Origin of the sequence: Gilliamella sp. Choc4-2 (genome assembly GCF_001690355.1) — a bacterium.
GTDB classification, from domain to species: domain Bacteria; phylum Pseudomonadota; class Gammaproteobacteria; order Enterobacterales; family Orbaceae; genus Gilliamella; species Gilliamella apicola_A.
Map to the genome: position 1 here is coordinate 156,567 of NZ_LZHG01000004.1, position 22,468 is coordinate 179,034.

Genomic DNA, 22,468 nt, shown 5'->3' on the forward strand with positions numbered 1-22,468 from the left:
TGAACTTATTTGGATTTTTATTGTCTTATATCAATAGAAACAAATAAAAATAGTAGGTGCCAAGTGAAACAAAGAACATTAAAAAAGACAATTCAAGCAACTGGTGTTGGTCTTCATACTGGCAAGAAAGTTACTTTGACGTTGCGTCCTGCACCTGAAAACACAGGTGTTATTTATCGACGTACTGATTTAAACCCATACGTCGATTTTCCAGTTGATGCAAAATCAGTGCGTGATACCATGCTTTGTACCTGTCTGGTGAATGAAGATAACGTTCGAATCTCGACTGTTGAACATATTAATTCTGCATTAGCTGGGCTTGGTATCGATAATATTATTATTGAGGTAAACGCACCAGAAATTCCAATTATGGATGGAAGTGCAAGCCCATTTGTATATTTATTGTTTGATGCAGGTATTATTGAGCAAAATGCACCTAAAAGATTTTTACGTATTAAAGAAACTGTCCGTGTTGAAAATGGCGATAAGTGGGCCGAAGTTAGACCTTATAGTGGATTTAGGTTAGATTTTACTATTGATTTCCATCATCCAGCTATTGATAGCAGTTCACAACGCTACCAGTTAGATTTTTCATCTGAATCGTTTATTCGTCAAATAAGTAGAGCGAGAACATTTGGTTTTATGCGCGATATTGAAGCATTACAATCAAAAGGTTTGTGTCTTGGTGGTAGTTTAGATTGTGCTATTGTTGTTGATGATTATAAAGTTTTAAATGAAGATGGTTTACGTTTTGAAGATGAGTTTGTGCGTCATAAAATGCTCGATACAATCGGTGATTTATACATGGTAGGTCATAATATGATCGGTGAGGTAGTTTGTTATAAGTCTGGGCATGCACTAAATAATCTATTATTGCAAGCATTATTAGCGAAACAAGATGCATGGGAGTATGTGACATTCACTGATGAGCAGGCTGTTCCTCTTGCATTGGGGACTCAGCAGCTTGTTTTAGCATAACCTTTTCGATTAATTATTATTTATAAACGCTTCCATTTCTAATGGGAGCGTTTTTATTTTATTGTTAAAGAGAAACTAGCATGAATAATAGTCATTTTTTTGCTCATTTATCACGATTAAAATTGATTAACCGTTGGCCTTTAATGCGCAATGTAAGGACTGAGAATGTGTCAGAGCATAGCCTTCAAGTTGCTTTTGTTGCTCACGCCTTAGCAATTATTAAAAATAAACGATTTAATGGTAAGATAAATCCGGAAAGGGTAGCTTTATTAGCAATGTATCATGATGTATCAGAAGTTATTACTGGCGATCTTCCAACTCCTACGAAATATTACAATCCACAAATAACAGTTGAATATAAAAAGATTGAAAAAATTGCACAAAATAAGTTAATTAATATGCTTCCAAAAGAACTACAAGATGATTTTAGAACACTTATTGATGATGATTATTATGGTGAGTTTGAAAAGAGTATAGTAAAACAAGCAGATGTATTATGTGCTTATCTAAAAACAATTGAAGAATTAAGTGCCGGTAATAATGAATTTAAATTAGCAGAACAGCGTTTAAAAAAGACATTATCAGAGCGTAACAGTCCTGAAATGAATTATTTTTTAGAAGTATTTGTTCCAAGTTTTAGTTTATCTCTAGACGAAATAACAATGGATAAATAGAGTGGGGATAAAAATTTTCTTGGATAATCTCTCTTAACCTTAGATTTATTATGATGCTCTTTTAAGAAAATAAAGCATCATCTTTTAACTGACTAAATTAAAAAGCTATTATTAAAAGGAATAATTGTTGAATGGAATCAAAAAATAATCGTTAGTAATTATTTGTTATTTTGATTGGTTAGTAGTGAGATAAGAACCACGTAATTGCAATTAAATCGGCAGAACCCCCTGGGCTTAGGTTGCGCTTTATTAGCTCATTATCAAACTTATTTAAATTTTGTAATCCATTTGGGTGTGTAATACCACCTTGTAAAATGAGTTGTTTTGCCTGTTTTTGAACAAAATCTAAACCATCGATTCCACCTCTTGAAACTAAATTAGTATCTTGATTATAGGCTAATAGATATAATAGTGCTTGCAATAAACTTGTTTTTTCATCATAACCACTCTTTTGCATGGTTTGAAAGATAGGCAATGAAATATTTCGAACAGTCGCATATCCTGACTCAGCTTCTCCTCTTGCACCAGAAAAGTGATGAAGTTTAAATAATTTTTCTCCAACAGAGCATGGACGATTATTTTTTTTTAACTCATTGGCGACAATCCCTTGGCAAATAGTAGAAACTTGACCACAAATATTTTTAATGTTGATTGGCAAGTTTAACTGTTCTAATTTACCAATTGCACCAAGTAATAATCCAAAAGCAAAAATGCCACCTTTATGTGTGTTTACTTGATTTGTCGCACTAAACATAGCTTGCTCGCATTGAATACCAATAGGTCTAATACCAGCTAAGAACTGTTGATTGTTCAACTGAGCCGATATCTTACCATATTGATAAAAACGCTCAAACCAGACGCAAATAGCTTTAATGCTTTGCACAAAAGTTTCAAAGTCCATATCATTATGTGCACCACTATTATTCATATCAACCAATCCAGGCTTGGGTGATAAACAGATCTCTTTTATTAATGCTCTTATCGCTAATTGTGCATGCAAACATCGATTGTGATCATTGTTGAGTTCTAATTCTAACAATGCTATTTGTTGTGAATAATCACTCATTATTAATGGTTACCTATTTGTAAGATATATAATAGATTTTAGTAATGCTTAATATAAAGATTGCCAATTTATAGGTTTAAAAGAAATGGCCAGTCTTAATACATTAAAATCAATAATCGCTATGCGATGGTGTAGCCAGAACTTCTCTATTACCATTATGACTAGGGGGGCTAATAATTCCTTCAACTTCCATTTGTTCGACAATTCGAGCTGCTCTATTATAACCGATACGAAATTTCCGTTGCACACTAGAGATAGAAGCTCTTCGTGTTTCAACTACAAAAGCCACCACTTGATCGAAAAGTGGATCGAGCTCTTCCTCTAGCATATTTGAACCACTATTATCACTATCATCAGAGGAAACAGTGACATTTTCAATATATTTAGGTATTCCGCGTGCTTTCCAATCTTGTACTACAGCGTGAACCTCTTCATCTCGTACAAATGCACCGTGAACACGAATTGGAATGGAGCTATTAGGGGCTAAATAAAGCATATCCCCCATACCAAGTAATGATTCTGCTCCCATTTGATCTAAAATAGTACGAGAATCAATTTTACTTGATACGGTAAAAGCGATACGAGTTGGTATATTTGCTTTGATTAAGCCCGTAATGACATCCACCGATGGGCGCTGTGTAGCTAGGACTAGATGAATACCTGCTGCTCGCGCTTTTTGAGCAAGCCGTGCAATTAGTTCTTCTACTTTTTTGCCTACAGCCATAATTAGATCAGCAAACTCATCCACCATGACGACAATATATGGAAGTTTTTCCAGAGTCGGCATATTAAGATCCATGCTATCGGTTGGTTTCCAAAGTGGATCAGGAATAGGTCTACCCATTTCTTCGGCTTGCTTAATCTTTTCGTTATAGCCAGCAATATTACGTACACCTAATGCCGACATGAGACGATAGCGACGTTCCATTTCATTTACACACCAATTTAAGGCGTTAGCTGCATCTTTCATATCGGTAACTACTTGAGTTAACAGGTGTGGTATGCCTTCATAAATAGAGAGTTCAAGCATTTTTGGGTCAATCATAATAAACCTGACATCTTCAGGTTGCGATTTATATAAAATGCTTAAGATCATGGCATTTACACCAACCGATTTACCAGAACCAGTAGTACCAGCAACTAATAAATGTGGCATCTTGGCTAAATCAGCAACTACTGATTGACCTGCTATATCTTTACCTAATACAACAGTAAGTGGTGATTGAGCATTTTTAAATTGTGGGCTATCTAAAACTTCTCTGAAGTAGACAGTTTGTCGATTTTTATTTGGTAATTCAATACCAACATAAGGTTTTCCTGGAATGACTTCAACCACACGTACAGAAGGCATAGATAGTGAACGGGCCAAATCTCGATCCAATGTTGAAATACGGGCAGCTTTAATGCCAGGAGCTAGTTCGATTTCAAATCGTGTAATAACTGGTCCAGGCATGTAATCAACTACTTTAGCTTTAACACGATAATCAGACAAACTTTTTTCAATAAGCTCAGACATTGTATTTAATACGGCATGATCTACTTCAATTCGAGTTGTAGATGGTGCTGTTAATAAATTTAAAGAAGGTAACGGTGTTGTTGGTTTGGGTAAAGGTTTATTATCACGTTTTAATAATGGATGAATTAAGCTATCTTCACTGCCCGACTCAAAAGAGGATAGAGTTTGAATGTCGTCAATTACCGGATTTGCTTTTTTTAATGCTTCAGTATCAACGTATTCTTGTTCTTCTTTTGTCTCAATAATCTCATTAAAAATATTTTCTTCTTGTATAAACGGCAACTCATTTTCTATTGCTGATATTTCTTCAACTGGTTCCAATGGTACTGGCGTATTATTTAATTTTATTTCGGATTCGTGATGTGACAACGTAAATAAAGACTTACTTGGAGCATCAGAAATTTTATATTTTTCAGATTCTTCAGAAAAAGATTTTTCCTCTGATGTATTGTGTTGAATTATTTGTTTGATTTGCTCTATAGATGAGGATAATGATTGATCTTGCGTTTGCGTAACATTATGCGAATCCATATTTTTAATAATTGATTCTAAGCGAGATAATATTTCACTAGGATCAATTTCTTTTTTGATTGTGTTAATGTTTAACGGCTGATGTGTCGGTGATTGTTCACATGATTCAAGTAGTTCTGTTGTGGTATCGATTAATTCCTTATCTTCTTCACTTGATCTTGATGTTTCAGAAAGAGCAGGATCAATCATAGCCGAATTATTTAAAGTATTATCATTTTTATAAGCGGTAGTTTCAAACTTTGCTTTTTTATTGGTAGATAATTCTGAATCAATATTTTCTTTTTCAAGAGGAATGGTGATCCGCTGTTCTTCATTTTCTTTTATAGATGTTTTATTGGTTTGATTCGTTTTTTTCGATGAAAGTAGCCACCTGATTGGGGCTAATAATATCATGACAAAAGCACCTAACTTTTCAATTAAATTAATCCATGATAATCCTGTTAATAAAGTGACGCATGCTAAACAAATGCCAAGTAAAACCAGTGACAGAATGAAGTTATTCATAAGTGGCAAAAGATTTTCAACTACTATTGCGCCGAGATACCCCCCCGCCCCAAATTGTTCAGCATCACGGATATTTAATGAAAAAAAACCGGTAGAACTAAATATAAAAGCTAAAACACCTATAATCCGAAAGGATATGCTGAAATAGTTAACAGGATCATTAGCATGTTTATAAAAATGTACTGATAATTGCGAACATATAAATATAATTATAAAGGGTAAGCTATAAGCAATAAAACCAAAAAATTGAAAAAAAATATCGCTAGCATAAGCACCTAAGTAGCCACCAAAATTACTAATTGGCGAGTGCCAAGCTGTACGAGACCAGCCTGGATCTGATGTATTGTATGAAAACTGTGATAAGAATAAGCAAATAGATAATCCTACCATTGTAATTAGGATAAATTGGAAAATAATCTGCTTTTTTGTAATTTTTGGCTTTTTCAAACACGTACCTAAATACTATCTTTATTAAATTTGTTGGCATTTTATCATAAAAAGCTTCTGCTCAAAGAGAGAATACCACTTAAAACCAAATTTATTGTTGGGTTATTATGCAATAGCTAACAAGAAAATATTAAGTATTATGTTGTTTTAGATAAAATATTGTTATTATCTTTTTTTAACATTTTTATGCTGAAAAAAGTTTCACTGCACTAAAATTACATAATAATGTTTTACCTACTATAGATCATTTAGTGGAGCTATTTTCAAGCATTGTTGAAGCAGTATGGAAAGAAAACTAAAATCGACACAATATATACCGATTAAGCTCGTACGAAAAATCGAATTTTATTATATAAAGTGTATATCAATATAGATAATAAAAGTAGTTTAAAGCAGCTCGCAATAGAAAACGAATATTATTTCGAAGCGTTCTGCTTTTTAGTTATAAATTATTAGATGTTAACCAAATGATTCTATCTCTGTTTGTGTTAGCGGTCGATATTCTCCTTCTGGGATATCAACAATTACCTTACCTATTTGTTTGCGATGCAATTGAACAACATGGTTATTAACTGCTGCAAACATACGTTTAACTTGATGATATCGTCCTTCGCTAATGGTCAATTCAGCATGAAAGTCATCAATAATATTTAATTCAGCTGGTTTGGTAAGTGATTTCTCATTTTTTAATTGGATACCATTTTTAAATATATCAATCAGTTCAATACATAATGGCTGTTCAACCGTGACGGCATAGACTTTTTTGCAATGATGTTTGGGTGATGTAATACGGTGTGACCACTTACCATCATCAGTAAGCAGAACAAGTCCTGTAGTATCAAGATCAAGTCTACCTGCTGCATGTAATTTTTCAGGCATCGGTTCATCAATAAAATAAAGTATAGTAGGGTGGTCAGGATCGTCAGTCGAGCAGACATAGCCTTGTGGTTTGTTGAGCATGAAATAGCGTTGAGCTGTAACTTGCTCAATTTGGTAACCATCATATTGAACAATCTGCTCTGGTGATAATTGATAAGCACCTGATTTTATAATTTCACCATCGACAGTCACCTTTTTAGCCTTGAGTTCTTTAGTTACAATAGTGCGGCTAGCGCCTAAGTGATGAGCGAGAAATTTATCTAATCGCATAATTTAAACAATATCCTTGTATTACTCTAGAGGTGTGTATATATCAAAACGGTGATTTTTAGTTTTAATTTCAACCGTCGGTTTTTGATTAGCTAAAAACGGTGCATAATCGGGTCTTTTTACTACAACCCGTTTTTTTGCTAATTTTCTTGCTGGTTCTAATAGGCTATCTGCATCATTATCACTGCCCACTAATTGTTGAAAAATGCGCATCTCTTTTTTGACAAGTGCACTTTTTGGTCGATGTGGAAACATTGGATCGAGATAAATAACATCAGGTTTTTCAGGGTAAGTACTCAATCCCTCAATGCTTGAATGATAAATTAAACGTAACTGTTGCTCAAGCCAACTACCGATTTGGGGATCTTTGTAGGCACGCTGCAAGCCATCTTCTAGCAATGCAGCAACGACAGGATGTCTTTCAAACATAGTGACATGGCAACCGATTGATGCTAAAACAAATGCATCTCGACCAAGCCCTGCTGTGGTATCAAGAACTGTAGGTAAATACTCACCTTTGATACCTACTGCTTTAGCAATTGCTTCGCCACGTCCACCACCAAATTGGCGACGATGAGCCATTGTTCCAGAAACAAAGTTTACGCATATTGCCCCTAGTTTTGGTTCGTCAGTTTTTTGTAACTCAAGTTGATTGTTTTGGGTAACAAGAGCGAATGGAAGATCAGCATGTGTGGATAACCACTGCTCAGCTAATAATTTTAGCTGAGCAAAGTTAGAATTAGTGGATACCATAATGACGAAGTAATGCTTCAAGTTGAGGTTCACGGCCTCGGAAGTTTTTAAATAATGTCATAGGCTCATCGCTACCACCTTGTGACAAGATGTTATCAAGAAATGCATTGCCTGTTTTAGCGTTGAAAATACCTTCTTCTTCAAAACGTGAAAATGCATCAGCAGATAATACTTCTGCCCATAAATAGCTATAATACCCTGCAGCATAACCACCAGCAAAGATATGGCTAAATGCGTGTGGAAATCTTCCCCATTCAACGGTAGGAACAACAGCAACTTGCTTTCTTATTTCAGCCAATGTATTTAATATATCAGGATCTTTTTGTGTATGTAATTTAAAGTCAAAAAGACCAAATTCCAATTGGCGTAAAATAAATAGTGCTGCTTGATAGTTTTTAGCATCTAGCATCTTTTCTAACATATCAGTTGGTAGCGGTTCACCAGTTTGATAATGCCCAGATATGAATGCAAGCGCTTCAGGTTGCCAGCACCAGTTTTCTAAAAATTGACTTGGTAATTCAACAGCATCCCATGGCACCCCATTAATACCAGAAACTGACGAAGTATCAATTTCGGTTAACATGTGGTGTAAACCATGACCAAATTCATGGAAAAGGGTTGTGACTTCGTCGTGTGTAAATAGTGCTGGTTTATCACCAACAGGGCGATTGAAGTTACAAGTTAAATAAGCAACGGGTTTTTGTACATGACCATCAGCAAAACGCATACGACCAATACAATCATCCATCCAAGCACCACCACGCTTATGTTCACGTGCATATAAATCAAGATAGAAACTACCTTTTAACTCACCATTTGCGGCAAAGAGATCATAAAATTTAACTTCAGGATCCCAAACTTCAACGCCTTGTCGCTCTTTGGCTGTAATACCAAAAATGCGATGCACTACTTCAAATAAACCATTAATAACTCGTTGTTGAGGGAAATAAGGACGCAATTCTTCATCGTTGATAGCGTACAAATGCTGTTTTTGCTTTTCACTATAATAAGCTATATCCCATGGTTTGATGTCACTTGCGCCAAAAAACTCATAAGCATAACGTTTAAGATCTGCTAACTCTTTTTCACCTTGAGGTTTAGCTTTTGTGGCTAAATCATTTAAAAATTCGAACACTTGTATAGTTGATTTTGCCATTTTTGTTGCGAGCGATTTATCAGCATAAGTATTAAAGCCTAATAACTGTGCAAGCTCATTACGTAATGCTAAAATTTGCTTAATGATATCAGTATTATCCCATTTTCCTGCATTTGGTCCTTGATCTGATGCACGCGTATTATAGGCTTGGTAAAGTTCAAATCGTAAATCACGATTATCACAGTAGGTCATGACGGGAAGATAACTTGGTATATCTAAGGTTAGTAACCAACCCTCTTTATCTTTTAATTTAGCCTGTTCTTTTGCGGCAGAAAGCGCACTTTCAGGCATGCCAGATAGTTCTTTGATATCGGTAATTAATTTTGACCATCCCATGGTGGCATCTAGCACATTGTTACTATATTTTGAGGATAATTCGGATAATTTTGCGACAATTTCACCATAACGTTTCTGTTTGTCATCAGGTAAGCCAATTCCAGATAATTCAAAATCACGTAATGAATTGTCAACCACTTTTTTCTGTGCTTTGGTTAAAGTAGCATATTGCTCGCTTTCTTTGAGTTGCTTATAAGCTTGATATAAAGGTCTATGTTGCCCAACCCATGTACTGTACTCAGATAGTAATGGCAGACAAGCTTCATAAGCTTCACGTAATTCGGGACTATTTTTAACTGAATTAAGATGACTAACCGGAGACCAAGCCCGAGTAAACTTTTCATCCATCTCATCAATTGGTTGAATTAAATTGTCCCAAGTATATTGGCTATTTTGCTTTAATACTGTTTCAATGGTATTTCTGCAGTTTTTTAAAGTTTCTTGTATAGCAGGCAAAACATGTTCGGGTTTAATTTGTGAAAAAAGGGGTAATGGTGCATCTGTTAATAATGGATTTGTCATGTAGCGATACCTTTATACAAATGGTGTTGTCTATCGATAAAACACAATATGGTGGCGAAAACAATTAATTCAAGGGATTATTATGCTAAAAATGGTTATAATCCCATCAATTTGCGTTCTCGTTGCCATTCAGTGGGTGTATACGTTTTTATAGAAAGCGCATGGATACGGTTATCATTAATAAATTCTGCCAAAGGAGCATAAATTGCTTGTTGTTTTTTTACTCGACTTAAATCGGCAAATACTTCACCCACCGCAATAACTTGAAAGTGACTTCCATCGTCAGTTAAAACATGGAGATCATCAAGTTCAAGCGAACTTTTTAATTTGTCTATAATTTCTTGTTTATTCATTAGTAATGCTCATCATTAATATAAATGTAGGACTCTTTTGTCAAAAATTTTCAGAAAAACCATGTGTTTTAGTATAAAAGTTAACATTTTTTAAGTATTAATTACAGGTTGTAGATCATATAAGGTAATTAATGTTTGTAGCTGGGGATTAATACCTTTGAGCTTTACATGATATTTATTGCAAAAATAAATTAAAGTTGCGAGCCCTGAAGAATCAACCCGTGGGAGTTGCGCTACATCAATGTATTTTACACCATTTAAAATGGAGTTTTGTGTTGACCATAAATCATTTAAAGAGTGAACATCAAGTTCACCTTGTAAACACAATACTTCTTGTTGTTTTTCTGTTTTTATTCGCGACATTATCACTAGCCTTTTGGTTTAGCGTTTGGGTCTATATTGCGATTTGAAAGTTCATTTAATTGTTTAGTCAATGCATCAATACCATCTCGACGCAAAATAGTTGACCATTCATTTTGTTTGGTGGTGATCATGCTAACGCCTTCGGCAATTAAATCATACGCTTTCCATTCGCCAGTCACTGAATTTTTACGCCATTGGAAATCAATACGCAATGGTTGTTGGTTTTTATTAGGTTGGTTTAATAAAACACGAATAGAGATAAGCGTTTTACCTGTTAAATCTTTTGGTGATTCAACTTGATAAGTTTGGCCATTATACATAGATAATGCTTGAGCAAAAGCTTGTACCAAATAGTTTTCAAAAGCAGCGAAATAAGCTTTACGTTGCGCATCTGTAGCACTTTTATAATAATTACCTAAAATTAATGCGCCAGCATACTTTACTTGTACATAAGGTAATAAATCAGTTCTTACGATCTCTTTCAGTTTGTTAGGGTTTGATTTTAATGTCGCAGATTGTGAATTCATAGTGCTAAAAAGCTTATCAGCAGAAATTTGCATTTCTTTATAAGGATCATTTTCAGCAAATGCTATCGTACTAAATACTAAAGCTAATACTAACACAATCGTTTGTTTCAATTTTGTTAACATGTGAACTCCTTATTCGTCATTTTTATTTTGTGTATCTTGTTGTTTATCTTTATTTGAGTTGCCAACGCCATAGATAAATTGACCGATTAAATCTTCGATGACCATTGCGGGTTTAGTATTATGTATGACAAAACCTTCTTCAAAGTAAGGTGGAATTTTATTTTTTTGCAAAGCGGCGTTGGCTACGCCGTCAGAATCAATATCAAACTCAGTCATTCGATCAAATCCAAGGTTAATATCAATAAATTGTTCGCCTAATAATCCGGATGTTTTAATTGAAAGCGAACTTGAGCTTGGAATTTTGTTGTATTGTGCATCAATATCTATTGTCACATAAGGTTTGTATATATCTTGTTCAGATGAGTGTAGAGTAATATCACTTATACGCCCAATAACCACACCACCAACTTTTATTGGTGAACGTGCTTTTAAACCTCCTATATTATCAAATACAGCATAAACCCGATAAGTGCTATGGCTAGCAAATGATGTTGGATCGGTGACTTTAAAACACAAAAATAGCACTGAGCAAATAACTAGCAACATAAATAATCCAACGGTAATTTCAACTTTACGATTCATCTCTATGACCTCAATGACTAAACATTAATGCGGTTAAAATAAAATCTAACCCCAAAATAACTAATGATGAATAAACAACGGTATTTGTTGTTGCTCGGCTAATTCCCTCTGATGTTGGTACGCAATCATAACCGTTAAACAGTGCAATCCAAGTGCTAGCAATGGCAAATGCAAAGCTTTTAACAAAACAGTTTCCTAAGTCGTGCCACCAATCTACATTGCTTTGAATTGATGACCAAAAAAATCCCGAATCAATACCTTTCCAATCAACACCAACCAACATACCACCTAAAATGCCAACTGCAACAAAAATAGCTGTTAGAAACGGCATGCAAAAAAATCCAGCCCAAAAACGTGGCGCAATGATTCGTCTTAATGGATCAACTGCCATCATTTCTAAACTTGATAATTGTTCAGTTGCTTTCATTAAACCGATTTCAGCCGTTAAAGCAGAGCCAGCACGACCAGCAAAAAGTAGCCCTGCAACAACAGGACCTAGCTCACGAAGTAGCGCAAGGGCAACCATCATCCCTAAACTTACTTCGGCCCCAAAGGTAGTTAGAATAAAATAACCTTGTAAGGCCAAAACCATGCCAATAAAAAGACCTGATACAATAATAATAGTTAAGGATTGAACGCCAACAAAGTAAAATTGTTTAATCAGTAAAGGAAACTGTTTTTTAAATTGTGGTTTACCAATTAATGCCCCAAAAAGCATAACGCAAGAACGACCTATCATCGCAATAATATTAATAATCCATTGTCCTAATTTTGCCAGTAAATTTAACATTATTTTGTACCTCTGCTTAGGTCTAATTTGTAATCTTCAGCAGGATAATGAAAAGGCACAGGACCATCTGCCAAGCCGTCAAGAAACTGTTTTACTCGTAAATCATCATTATCACGCAATTGTTGCGATGTGCCACCGGCAATAATATGTTGCTCAGCAACAATATAAGCATAATCGGCAATACTTAACACTTCGTTTACATCGTGGCTGACAACAATGCAGGTTAACCCTAATGATTGGTTAATTTCAGATATCAGTTTAACAATAACTCCCATTGAGATAGGGTCTTGCCCCGCAAAAGGTTCGTCAAACATAATTAGATCAGGATCAAGCGCAATAGATCGAGCTAAAGCTGCTCGCCTTGCCATACCACCTGAAAGTTCCGAAGGCATCATTTTTGCGGCACCTCGTAAACCAACAGCTTGTAATTTCATTAAGACCAAATTATGCAATATTGGCTCAGGCAATTTGAAGTGTTCGCGTAATGGATAGGCAACATTATCAAATACATTTAGATCAGTAAATAAAGCCCCCGATTGGAATAACATGCTCATGCGTTTGCGTACTTCATAAAGTCGGGCGCGAGACATATTTGAAATGTCTTCACCATCAAATAAAATTTTTCCTGACTGCGGTTTTAATTGTCCACCAATGAGCCTTAGTAGTGTGGTTTTACCTATACCTGAAGGTCCCATGATTGCTGTCACTTTTCCTTTAGGGACATTCAAACTCATATTTTTATAAATAGGTCGCGTTCCACGATAAAATGACATATCGTGAATTTCGACTAAATTTTGCTGTAATGTGTTTGTCACAGTGATTTCCTACACGACCAAAATTACGATTGTTTTTATTCTACTTGATATTTTTCAATAAGGAAATCAATTAAAGATATTGTCTATTTATGGATTATTTACAAGCTCAATAAGTTGATAACTTATCCAATATTTATATTTAACGATATAACTAACTTTAAATATTTTGCTTCTTATTTAGTTTTTAAGTTAGAACCCTAAATTACGTTATTTATGGTAACCGTCAAAAAGAGCTACACCTTTTCCTTTTTATATTAAGGAAGACTTATGTAGGATACCAATAGGTAATTTTATTCGTGTCTTGCTTTACGAGCTAAGTAGTTTCCTGTACTTTGTACCAATTGGATGAAGATAATTAGAATAACCACACAAATATAAGTGACTGTATTATCAAAACGTTGATAGCCGTATGACACAGCTAAATCACCAATACCTCCAGCACCAATGGCACCAGCCATAGCCGTAGCCCCAATTAAACCTATGGTCGCAGTTGTAAGAGTTAAAATTAAAGAACTAAATGCTTCTGGCAACATAAAATACCAAATAATTTGTGTTGGCGTTGCTCCCATTGATTGAGCCGCTTCAATAATACCACTATTCACGTCAAGTAATGAATTTTCAACTAATCTAGCAATGTAAGGAGCAACATAAAATGTTAACGGAACAATTGCTGCTATAGTGCCAATAGAGCTATTTACAATGGCCTTTGTTAAAGGTTGGATAGCAACTAATAAAATAATAAAAGGCAATGAGCGAACTATATTAATAATCGGGTTGATAATACGAAACACTCGACGATTTTCTAATAGTCCATAAGGTCTTGTTGTAACTAAGCAAATACCAAGTGGAATTCCGATTAATGAACCTAAAATTAAGGAGAAAACTACCATAATCATGGTGTCATAGGATGCTTGAACAAATTGTTCAGTGGTTACTGATGTTGCAAAGAAAGAGACCAAATAGTCGATTATAGTATTAAATATTTCCATTTTTACTCATCTCCCAATGTTTAATTTCAGTGACTTGCACACCGCACTCACGTAAGTAATGTACTGATTCTTTGATATTACTATCGTTACCTTTTAGTTGAACAAACATACTACCTAAAACTGTTTTTTCGATTTCTGACATATGGGCAAACAAAATATTGACGATAACTTTTTGTTGCAGTATAAGTGAATTCATCACGGGTTCTGACGCAGATCGTCCTAAGAATTCGAGCTTAAATAATTTAATATTGTCTTTTTTACCTTCTATTTCTAACAAATTTTCCACAACACCATTTGGAATTTGATCGTTGATCACTGAGCTAACAAAATTTTGAGTAGTTTGGTGTTTTGGTTGTCCAAATACGTCAAGTACGTTACCTTGTTCTATAATTTTTCCTTTTTCCATTACTGCAACTTTATGGCAAATTTGTTCAATTACATGCATTTCGTGAGTAATTAACACGACTGTTATTTTATATTTTTGATTGATTTTTTTGATTAAATCTAAAATAGCTTGAGTGGTTTGTGGATCAAGTGCTGAAGTTGCTTCATCGCATAATAAAATATCAGGATCGTTGGCTAATGCCCGAGCGATACCAATGCGCTGTTTTTGTCCACCAGATAGCTCTTTGGGATAGTTGTTGGCTTTATCACTTAATCCAACAAATTCCAAAAGTTCATAGACTTTTTGTTTAATCGAATGTTTATCTTTTTTGATTAAAATTAAAGGAATAGCAATATTTTCAAATACGGTTTTTGATTCAAGCAAATTAAAATGCTGAAAAATCATACCAATTTTTTGGCGTATTTGACGTAATTCAGCACTAGTTAATTGATTTAATACTTTATTTTGAATAATAACATTGCCTTGAGTTGGCTTTTCAAGAAAATTAATTAAGCGCACTAAGGTGCTTTTACCTGCACCACTGTAACCAATAATGCCGTAAATATCCCCTTTACTGATGGTTAAATTAATATCGTTTAAAGCTTGTGTTGTGACGCCATTTCTTTCATATTGTTTTGAGGCATGTTCAAATTTAATCATTATTCATCGCCTATTTATTTTCTTTTAGTTGAATAAGTGCTTGCTTAGCCAATTTGGATAAATTATTTCTTGTAGGTGTTTGGCATATTCAAAGATTGACAATAATTAATGTATCTAACGGTATCACAGGTTAAATTATTGCTCTAATAATCGTTTTTTATATCTTATTCCATATAGTTATAAGATAGAATTACTTGGAATAAATGAACGCTTTTTTCTGTGCTAGAGTGTATTTTATGCTTTAACGCTTAATGTTTATAGAGGATAGCTGAAATGAAAAATGCGTTTATCAAGCAAAAAATATTTAAATACGTATCAATCGCTTTCGTTGCTAGTTCAGCATTTTTGGCCATTGGTTGTGATAATTCGTCTAAACAAGTCGATAATCAGACAAAAAAAGAAATTAGCATGGGCGTATCACCAGGTCCATATAACGATCTTTTTAATGAAGCTGTTAAACCCATACTTGAATCAGAAGGTTATAAGGTTAAATTAGTGAATTTTCCGCATTTACTTGAATCAGATGTAGCTTTAAGTGAAGGTAGTATTGATTTAACCGTTGCACAGCACACAGCTTATATGAATGTGTTTAATGCCCAGCGTAAAGCAAATTTAAAACCAGTTGTACATGTACCATCGGTACCTGCGGCAATATTTTCACATAAGTTCACCTCATTAACGCAAATTTTTTCAGGAGCAAAAGTTGCTATTCCACAAGATGCTTCTAATGCAGCTCGTTCATATAATCTGCTGGAAAAAGCTGGTTGGATAAAATTAAAAAATAATACAAATCCTATTATTGTTAATAAAAATGATATTGCTCAAAATATAGCAGGTATTGAAATTATTGAAATGGATTCGGCCAATATCCCTAGAGTGCTTAATGAATTAGATTTTGCGGTAATTCCAGGTAGCATTGTTTATTCTGCTAATATTGACTCGAACAAAGCATTACTTTCTGAAACCATCATTCCTGACTTAGAAATTATGGTTGTAGTGAATGAAGGAAACGAAAATAGTCGATGGGCTCAAGATGTGAAGCGTATTTATCAATCTCAACAATTTAAAGATTATATGAAAACGCATAACCAAAATGGTTATTGGGTGATGCCTCAAGAATAAGCAATAGCAAGGTAAAGTTATAAAGAAACGCCCGTTTTATTACGGGCATTTTAGTACCTTATCATCTGTTTATCAACCGTTAACGCCCAAGCATCAATCCCCCCTGTAAGATTATAGAGAAAGTTAGGATCAAACCCGTTTTCTGCTAAATAATGAGCAACAGTTAGGCTACGTCTGCCGTGATGACAATAAATAACAATATCGATTTCATCTGGGATTTTATCTAGATATAAAGGGATCATATTCATTGGAATATGAATTGCGTTGCTAATACTGCAAATGGCTATTTCATTGGGTTCTCGTACATCGAGCAGAAATAGATTATTTTGCTGATTTAATTTTTGTGCAAGTTCTGTGGGAGCGATTTCTTTTATTGTCATTATTTAAAACTTATTAAAGTGATTGTAAAAAAGTTTCAGGAAACTATACGTTTTAGTATAAAACTTTAATTTTAAATTTATTAATGGCACCCTGCAACGATATTGCAGGATGCTATTTCCTACTTAGTCTTCTAGTGCCTTGTTAATTTTTTCAAATAAATCTTTAGATAAATTTTCAATTTTTAGCAATGCTTCAAGTGCTTTTTGCATTTGTTGTTGACGCTTTTTGTCATAACGTTTTAATCGAATTAGAGGATCGATAAGCCTTGCTGCAACTTGCGGGTTTTTTTGGTTTAACTCAGTAAGAATCTCAACTAAAAATTGATAACCACTGCCATCTTCAGCGTGAAATGCCACAGGGTTATTATTTACAAATGCTCCAATTAATGCACGGATCCGATTTGGGTTACTGAGTGTAAATGAGCGGTGAGTTAATAATTTTTTCACGGTAGCAAGAACATTCTTTTCTGGGCTTGTTGCGTTTAGTGCTAACCATTTGTCCATAACAAGTCCATCTTGATGCCATTTGTCATCAAAGTTAGCCAATAACTCAGTTCGACAATCAAGTTCAGCTTTTACAGCTACACTTAAGGCGGCTAAACAATCAGTCATATTATTTGCTTGATAATATTGTTGGTTAACCAATGTATTGGCGTACGAATTATCATCGGCATGAGCTAATAAAGTTAAACAACAGTTTTTAAGTGACCGCTTAGCAATATCGTTATGTTTAATTTGATATTGTGATGTTTTATTGTGGTGATAAACGGCTAATAATTCATCATAAAGTTCGTTTGCAAAATGAGTTAACAAAAATAGACGCACTTGATGAATTGCAATTGGATCAACCACAGTAAATAAATTTGCCAACTCGTTTTCAGATGGCAAGGTTAATATTTGTGCAATAAGGAAAGGGTCAGTTTTTTCTGATAACAATACGGCTCTAAATGCATCTAATACTGAATCAGGCAACATTAAATTTTGATTTTCTTGATAATTTTTCACATTCAAGCGAACATATTTTGCTAATAACATTTGAGCTGCATCGTAACGGCTAAATGCGTTAGTAGCGTGTTGCATTAAGAAAATAAGATCATTATCTTGATAATCATAAGTTAACTTAACAGGTGCTGAAAAATCACGTAGTAATGAAATGATTGGTTTTTGAGTTACGTTATCAAAGATAAATTGTTGTTTGTTTTTTGTTAAATTTAAAACATGGTGAACAGGTTTGCCTTGGTATTGTAGTGGAATTATTTCACCATTATGTTGATATAACTCGATATCAAGTGGGATATGCAAAGCCTGTTTTTGTGCTTGATCTTGAGTAGCTGGTGTATATTGTTCTACTGTTAAAGTATATTGTTGATTTTTCTCGTCATAATTATCGGTAACGGTTAATTCAGGTGTTCCTGATTGGCTATACCATAATTTAAATTGAGTTAAATCGATACCTGAGGCATCTTGCATGGCTGCAACAAAATCATCACAAGTTGCGGCACTACCATCATGGCGTTTAAAATAAAGTTTCATCCCTGCTTGGAATTTATCTTCTCCTAATAAAGTATGCATCATACGAATAACTTCAGCGCCTTTTTCATACACGGTGACTGTGTAAAAGTTATTCATTTCTATTACTTGTTCAGGCCGAATAGGGTGAGACATTGGGCTAGCATCTTCGGCAAATTGAACGGTGCGCAAAAGTTTGACATCCTCAATGCGTTTTATTGCACGAGATCCCATATCAGCGCTAAATTCCTGATCTCGAAATACAGTTAATCCTTCTTTTAAACTAAGTTGGAACCAGTCGCGACAGGTTACCCGATTACCAGTCCAGTTGTGAAAATATTCATGACCAATTACACCTTCAATACCTAGATAGTCATCATCTGTTGCTGTTTGAGGTTTGGCAAGCACATATTTTGAATTAAAGATATTTAATCCTTTGTTTTCCATTGCTCCCATATTGAAAAAATCAACCGCTACAATCATAAAGATATCTAAGTCGTATTCAAGCCCAAAACGTGTTTCGTCCCAACGCATGGCATTTTTTAAGCTTGTCATTGCCCACTGCGACCGATCTAAATTACCTTTATCAACGTAAATTTCTAAATCAACTTTCCGTTTTGATTGCGTGATAAACTGATCTTTTAAAATATCAAAATCACCAGCAACTAATGCAAATAAGTAAGCCGGTTTTGGAAAAGGATCTTGCCATTGTACCCAATGACGTCCATCGGCAAGTTCGCCTTGCGCTATGCGATTACCGTTCGAAAGTAGATAAGGATAATGTTGTTTATTCGCGGTAATACGTGTTGAAAAGCATGCAAGAACGTCAGGTCTGTCAAGATAATAAGTAATATGACGGAATCCTTCTGCTTCACATTGAGTACAAAGCGCATTGCCTGATACATATAAACCTTCAAGGGCTGTATTATCAATTGGTTTGATTTCATTAACAATTGTTAAGGTAAATTCGGTAGGAACGCCTTGGATGATTAACCCGCTTGCTGTAATCTGATAATCATGCCATGGTTGTTCGTCAATATTAACAGAAATCAATTTAAGGTCTTCACCATCTAAAATTAAATTGTCCGCTTCATTATTTTTTTTAACAACACGGCTGCGAGCTGTGACGGTTGTTATTTCGGGTGCTAAATCAAAATCAAGATCAATGTTGGTAATAGTAAAATCAGACGCTTTATAATCAAGACGATTTTTGGCAATAGGTTGCGACTCAGGCGTTTTTGTATTCATATTTTTATGACCTTTTGGTTGGTACTCAATTTATATGTTGTGCTATTTCATATTATAACCGATTAAAAACAATCTTATTACATAATTAATCTATATCTTCATTATTATTCTGCTATAATCTTCGGAATTTTATTTAAAGTAATAGCACTAAATTTACATGTTACCAGCGATAATTACATCAATATTAGATACTGATGCTTATAAGTTGCATATGCAGCAAGCTGTATTTCATCACTATCCAAATACAACAGTAGTTGCACAGTTTCGTTGCCGTAGTGATGATTTATTGGGGCAATATGTTGATGAAATAATACATCAAGTCAAATTAATGGAATCATTAGCGCTGTCTGATGATGAATTTAACTATTTATCAAATATTTCTTTTTTTAAATCTGACTATTTAAATTGGCTCAAAAAATGGCGTTTTAACAGTGATCTGCTCACTATCAAAAATGAAAATGGAGTGCTTTCTATTACAATTGAAGGTAAATGGTTAGATGTTATTTTATGGGAAGTGCCATTACTTGCTGTTATTAGTGAGATTGTTCATAAAGATCGTTCACCAAATATTGGCGTTCCAGAGGCACTAGCTAGGCTAAAAGATAAATTAGCATTGTTTAATGAAAAAACAGTTAATATGGATATGTCTGGTTTTAACTTAATGGATTTTGGTACACGTAGGCGTTATTCGTTTGCGGTGCAAGAAGCTGTTGTCAGTTATTTGAAAACGCACTTTAATCACTTCCATAGCACGAGCAATTATTTACTTGCCTATCGTTTAGGGCTCACCCCTGTTGGAACGCAAGCACACGAATGGTTTCAAGCCCATCAACGTTTAAGCACCAATCTTCAAAATTGCCAAAGAAATGCTCTTCAGGTTTGGTTAGATGAATATCCTAATAACTTGGGAGTAGCATTAACTGATTGTATTACAATGGATGCGTTTTTACGTGATTTTAATTTACACTTTGCCTCTCACTACCAAGGACTTCGTCATGATTCGGGTGATTCAATTGAATGGGGAGAAAAAGCGATTGCTCATTACAAACAGTTGGGCATAAATCCGCAAACGAAAATGTTAGTTTTTTCAGATAGTTTAAATTTTGATAAAGCGATTAATATCTACCAACATTTTAATCATCGCGTAAAATTATCTTTTGGTGTGGGTGGGTTTTTAGCTTGTGATATTCCATCAACAGAAACCAATACTAAATCATTGAATATTGTAATTAAATTAACGGAATGCAATAATCAATCTGTTGCGAAACTATCAGATAGCCCAGGTAAAACGATTTCCCAGGATTTAGATTTTATCGATGAGCTAAAACGAACTTTTAGTGTTAAAAATTGATAATAATTTACACTTAACCTATTGTTCATATTAGAAAATAAAAATTAGTAATAAGGATTTTATTATTCAAAAATTCTATTTTGCTATGGAATAACCATTTGAATATATCTGTATTACTTTAAATATTATTTAAACAATTAATTAATGTAGAGATGGATAATTAAAATGACTTCAATTGCTCCTATTGTTGATGTGTTACAAGGCAAAATTGCTGTTGGTAGCACAATTTCGGTTCAAGGTTGGGTAAGAACTCGGCGTGATTCTAAAGCAGGCATTTCATTTTTAGCCGTTTATGATGGTTCTTGCTTTGATCCTATTCAAGCAGTTATTGAAAATAATTTACCTAATTATGAACAAGAGATCTTACGTTTAACGGCTGGTTGTTCGGTTAAAGTGACCGGTAAAGTGGTGGAGTCCCCAGGTCAAGGTCAAAAATATGAATTACAAGCAACGCAAGTTCAAGTATATGGCTTTATTGATGATCCCGAAACTTACCCAATGGCAGCAAAGCGTCATTCGATTGAATATCTTCGTGAAGTGGCTCACTTGCGTGCAAGAACCAATATTGTTGGTGCGATAACGCGTGTACGCCATACGCTTGCGCAAGCTATTCATCAATTTTTTGATGAACGTGGTTTTTATTGGTTATCAACTCCTATTATTACCGCATCAGATACTGAAGGGGCGGGCGAAATGTTCCGCGTTTCGACACTTGATATGCTAAATCTGCCTAAATCTGATAATGGTAAAGTTGATTTTGATAAAGATTTCTTTGGTAAAGAAGCTTTTTTAACCGTTTCTGGACAATTAAACGCTGAAACTTATGCTTGTGCACTTTCTAAAGTTTATACTTTTGGTCCAACATTTAGAGCAGAGAACTCAAATACTACTCGCCATTTAGCTGAGTTTTGGATGATGGAGCCTGAAGTAGCATTCGCTGATCTAAATGATAATGCAAAGCTTGCTGAAGATATGTTGAAATATGTGTTTAAAGCTGTGCTAGAAAAACGAGCTGACGATATGCAATTTTTTGCACAGCATGTCGATAAAGAAGCAATCAATCGCCTTGAAAACTTTATTAATGCTGATTTTGCTCAAGTGGATTACACTGATGCTATTACCATTTTACAAAATTGTGATGTTAAATTTGAAAACCCAGTCAGCTGGGGAATTGATTTAGCTTCAGAACATGAGCGTTATTTAGCTGAACAACATTTTAAAGCACCAGTGGTAGTAAAAAACTATCCGAAAGATATTAAAGCTTTTTATATGCGTATGAATGATGACGGTAAAACGGTAGCGGCAATGGATGTTTTAGCGCCAGGAATTGGTGAAATCATTGGTGGATCTCAGCGTGAGGAACGTTTAGATATGTTGGATAAGCGCATGGAAGAATTGGGACTCAAAAAAGAAGATTATTGGTGGTATCGTGATTTACGTCGATACGGTACTGTGCCGCATTCTGGTTTTGGTTTAGGCTTTGAACGTTTAATTGTTTATGTTACAGGCGTACAAAACGTGCGCGATGTTATACCATTCCCAAGAACACCGAGGAATGCGAATTTTTGAACTTAATAGAAAATAAAAATAAATATACTTATTTATGATAAAAAAGCAAATTGATGTTTGGCTATTTTTT

20 protein-coding genes are annotated in these 22,468 nt (G+C 34.5%); 5 read left to right on the top strand and 15 right to left on the bottom strand.

What is annotated here, in order from left to right; genetic code table 11:
• The first annotated feature begins 63 nt into the window (after positions 1-63).
• Together lpxC and yfbR are read left to right on the top strand one after the other, a co-directional pair.
• A complete protein-coding gene (lpxC, locus tag A9G34_RS01085) occupies positions 64-978 on the top strand; it encodes a UDP-3-O-acyl-N-acetylglucosamine deacetylase (protein ID WP_065568615.1) in 915 nt (304 codons plus the stop codon).
• Positions 979-1,058: 80 nt separating this feature from the next.
• Positions 1,059-1,652 carry a 5'-deoxynucleotidase gene (yfbR, locus tag A9G34_RS01090; RefSeq protein WP_065568616.1) on the top strand — a complete coding sequence of 198 codons (594 nt, stop codon included), beginning with the start codon at positions 1,059-1,061 and terminating at the stop codon, positions 1,650-1,652.
• 178 nt (positions 1,653-1,830) lie between these two features.
• Here the strand turns inward: yfbR and citG are convergent, their stop codons facing one another.
• The 13 genes from citG to A9G34_RS01155 form a co-directional block, all read right to left on the bottom strand.
• Positions 1,831-2,718: a triphosphoribosyl-dephospho-CoA synthase CitG gene (gene citG, locus A9G34_RS01095; RefSeq protein ID WP_081295229.1), complete on the bottom strand. Its 888-nt coding sequence runs from the start codon at positions 2,716-2,718 to the stop codon at positions 1,831-1,833.
• A 109-nt stretch (positions 2,719-2,827) separates the two neighbouring features.
• Positions 2,828-5,716, bottom strand: coding sequence for a DNA translocase FtsK 4TM domain-containing protein (locus A9G34_RS11025; RefSeq protein ID WP_065568617.1), 2,889 nt, complete (start codon positions 5,714-5,716; stop codon positions 2,828-2,830).
• A gap of 459 nt (positions 5,717-6,175) precedes the next feature.
• On the bottom strand, positions 6,176-6,865 hold the full coding sequence (gene rsuA / locus A9G34_RS01105) for a 16S rRNA pseudouridine(516) synthase RsuA (protein WP_065568618.1): 690 nt from the start codon (positions 6,863-6,865) through the stop codon (positions 6,176-6,178).
• Between the two features lie 21 nt (positions 6,866-6,886).
• Positions 6,887-7,618, bottom strand: a complete 732-nt coding sequence (locus A9G34_RS01110) for a class I SAM-dependent methyltransferase (RefSeq protein WP_065568619.1) — start codon at positions 7,616-7,618, stop codon at positions 6,887-6,889.
• A complete protein-coding gene (prlC, locus tag A9G34_RS01115) occupies positions 7,605-9,632 on the bottom strand; it encodes an oligopeptidase A (RefSeq protein ID WP_065568620.1) in 2,028 nt (675 codons plus the stop codon). Before prlC ends, A9G34_RS01110 begins: the two co-directional genes overlap by 14 nt.
• A 95-nt stretch (positions 9,633-9,727) precedes the next feature.
• Positions 9,728-9,985, bottom strand: coding sequence for a BolA family protein (locus A9G34_RS01120; protein WP_034944245.1), 258 nt, complete (start codon positions 9,983-9,985; stop codon positions 9,728-9,730).
• 90 nt (positions 9,986-10,075) lie between these two features.
• Positions 10,076-10,348: an STAS domain-containing protein gene (locus tag A9G34_RS01125; protein WP_034944243.1), complete on the bottom strand. Its 273-nt coding sequence runs from the start codon at positions 10,346-10,348 to the stop codon at positions 10,076-10,078.
• 5 nt (positions 10,349-10,353) lie between these two features.
• Positions 10,354-10,998 carry a phospholipid-binding protein MlaC gene (gene mlaC / locus A9G34_RS01130; protein WP_034944241.1) on the bottom strand — a complete coding sequence of 215 codons (645 nt, stop codon included), beginning with the start codon at positions 10,996-10,998 and terminating at the stop codon, positions 10,354-10,356.
• Positions 10,999-11,007: 9 nt separating this feature from the next.
• Complete coding sequence (mlaD, locus tag A9G34_RS01135; RefSeq protein ID WP_034944238.1) at positions 11,008-11,580, bottom strand: outer membrane lipid asymmetry maintenance protein MlaD; 573 nt, start codon at positions 11,578-11,580, stop codon at positions 11,008-11,010.
• 10 nt (positions 11,581-11,590) lie between these two features.
• Entirely contained in the window at positions 11,591-12,370 is a 780-nt protein-coding gene (mlaE, locus tag A9G34_RS01140) for a lipid asymmetry maintenance ABC transporter permease subunit MlaE (RefSeq protein WP_141670303.1), read from the bottom strand.
• The gene (gene mlaF, locus A9G34_RS01145; RefSeq protein ID WP_065568621.1) at positions 12,370-13,185 is read right to left on the bottom strand and encodes a phospholipid ABC transporter ATP-binding protein MlaF; all 816 of its coding nucleotides are present in this window, start codon (positions 13,183-13,185) and stop codon (positions 12,370-12,372) included. The genes mlaE and mlaF overlap by 1 nt, the downstream gene beginning before the upstream one ends.
• Before the next feature lie 290 nt (positions 13,186-13,475).
• Positions 13,476-14,081: a methionine ABC transporter permease gene (locus tag A9G34_RS01150; RefSeq protein WP_442902675.1), complete on the bottom strand. Its 606-nt coding sequence runs from the start codon at positions 14,079-14,081 to the stop codon at positions 13,476-13,478.
• Between the two features lie 79 nt (positions 14,082-14,160).
• The gene (locus A9G34_RS01155) at positions 14,161-15,219 is read right to left on the bottom strand and encodes a methionine ABC transporter ATP-binding protein (RefSeq protein ID WP_034944229.1); all 1,059 of its coding nucleotides are present in this window, start codon (positions 15,217-15,219) and stop codon (positions 14,161-14,163) included.
• Positions 15,220-15,492: 273 nt separating this feature from the next.
• On the opposite strand from A9G34_RS01155, the gene A9G34_RS01160 reads away from it, so the two are divergent.
• Positions 15,493-16,341: a MetQ/NlpA family ABC transporter substrate-binding protein gene (locus tag A9G34_RS01160; protein ID WP_065568623.1), complete on the top strand. Its 849-nt coding sequence runs from the start codon at positions 15,493-15,495 to the stop codon at positions 16,339-16,341.
• A 50-nt stretch (positions 16,342-16,391) separates the two neighbouring features.
• Here A9G34_RS01160 and A9G34_RS01165 read toward each other — a convergent pair whose 3' ends face one another.
• Together A9G34_RS01165 and pepN are read right to left on the bottom strand one after the other, a co-directional pair.
• The gene (locus tag A9G34_RS01165) at positions 16,392-16,721 is read right to left on the bottom strand and encodes a rhodanese-like domain-containing protein (protein ID WP_065568624.1); all 330 of its coding nucleotides are present in this window, start codon (positions 16,719-16,721) and stop codon (positions 16,392-16,394) included.
• A gap of 123 nt (positions 16,722-16,844) precedes the next feature.
• Complete coding sequence (gene pepN / locus A9G34_RS01170) at positions 16,845-19,478, bottom strand: aminopeptidase N (RefSeq protein ID WP_065568625.1); 2,634 nt, start codon at positions 19,476-19,478, stop codon at positions 16,845-16,847.
• Positions 19,479-19,635: 157 nt separating this feature from the next.
• Between pepN and pncB the strand changes: the two genes are divergently transcribed.
• Both pncB and asnS read left to right on the top strand, forming a co-directional pair.
• Positions 19,636-20,829, top strand: coding sequence for a nicotinate phosphoribosyltransferase (gene pncB / locus A9G34_RS01175; protein ID WP_065568626.1), 1,194 nt, complete (start codon positions 19,636-19,638; stop codon positions 20,827-20,829).
• A gap of 165 nt (positions 20,830-20,994) precedes the next feature.
• Positions 20,995-22,398 carry an asparagine--tRNA ligase gene (asnS, locus tag A9G34_RS01180; protein WP_034944214.1) on the top strand — a complete coding sequence of 468 codons (1,404 nt, stop codon included), beginning with the start codon at positions 20,995-20,997 and terminating at the stop codon, positions 22,396-22,398.
• Positions 22,399-22,468 lie beyond the last annotated feature (70 nt).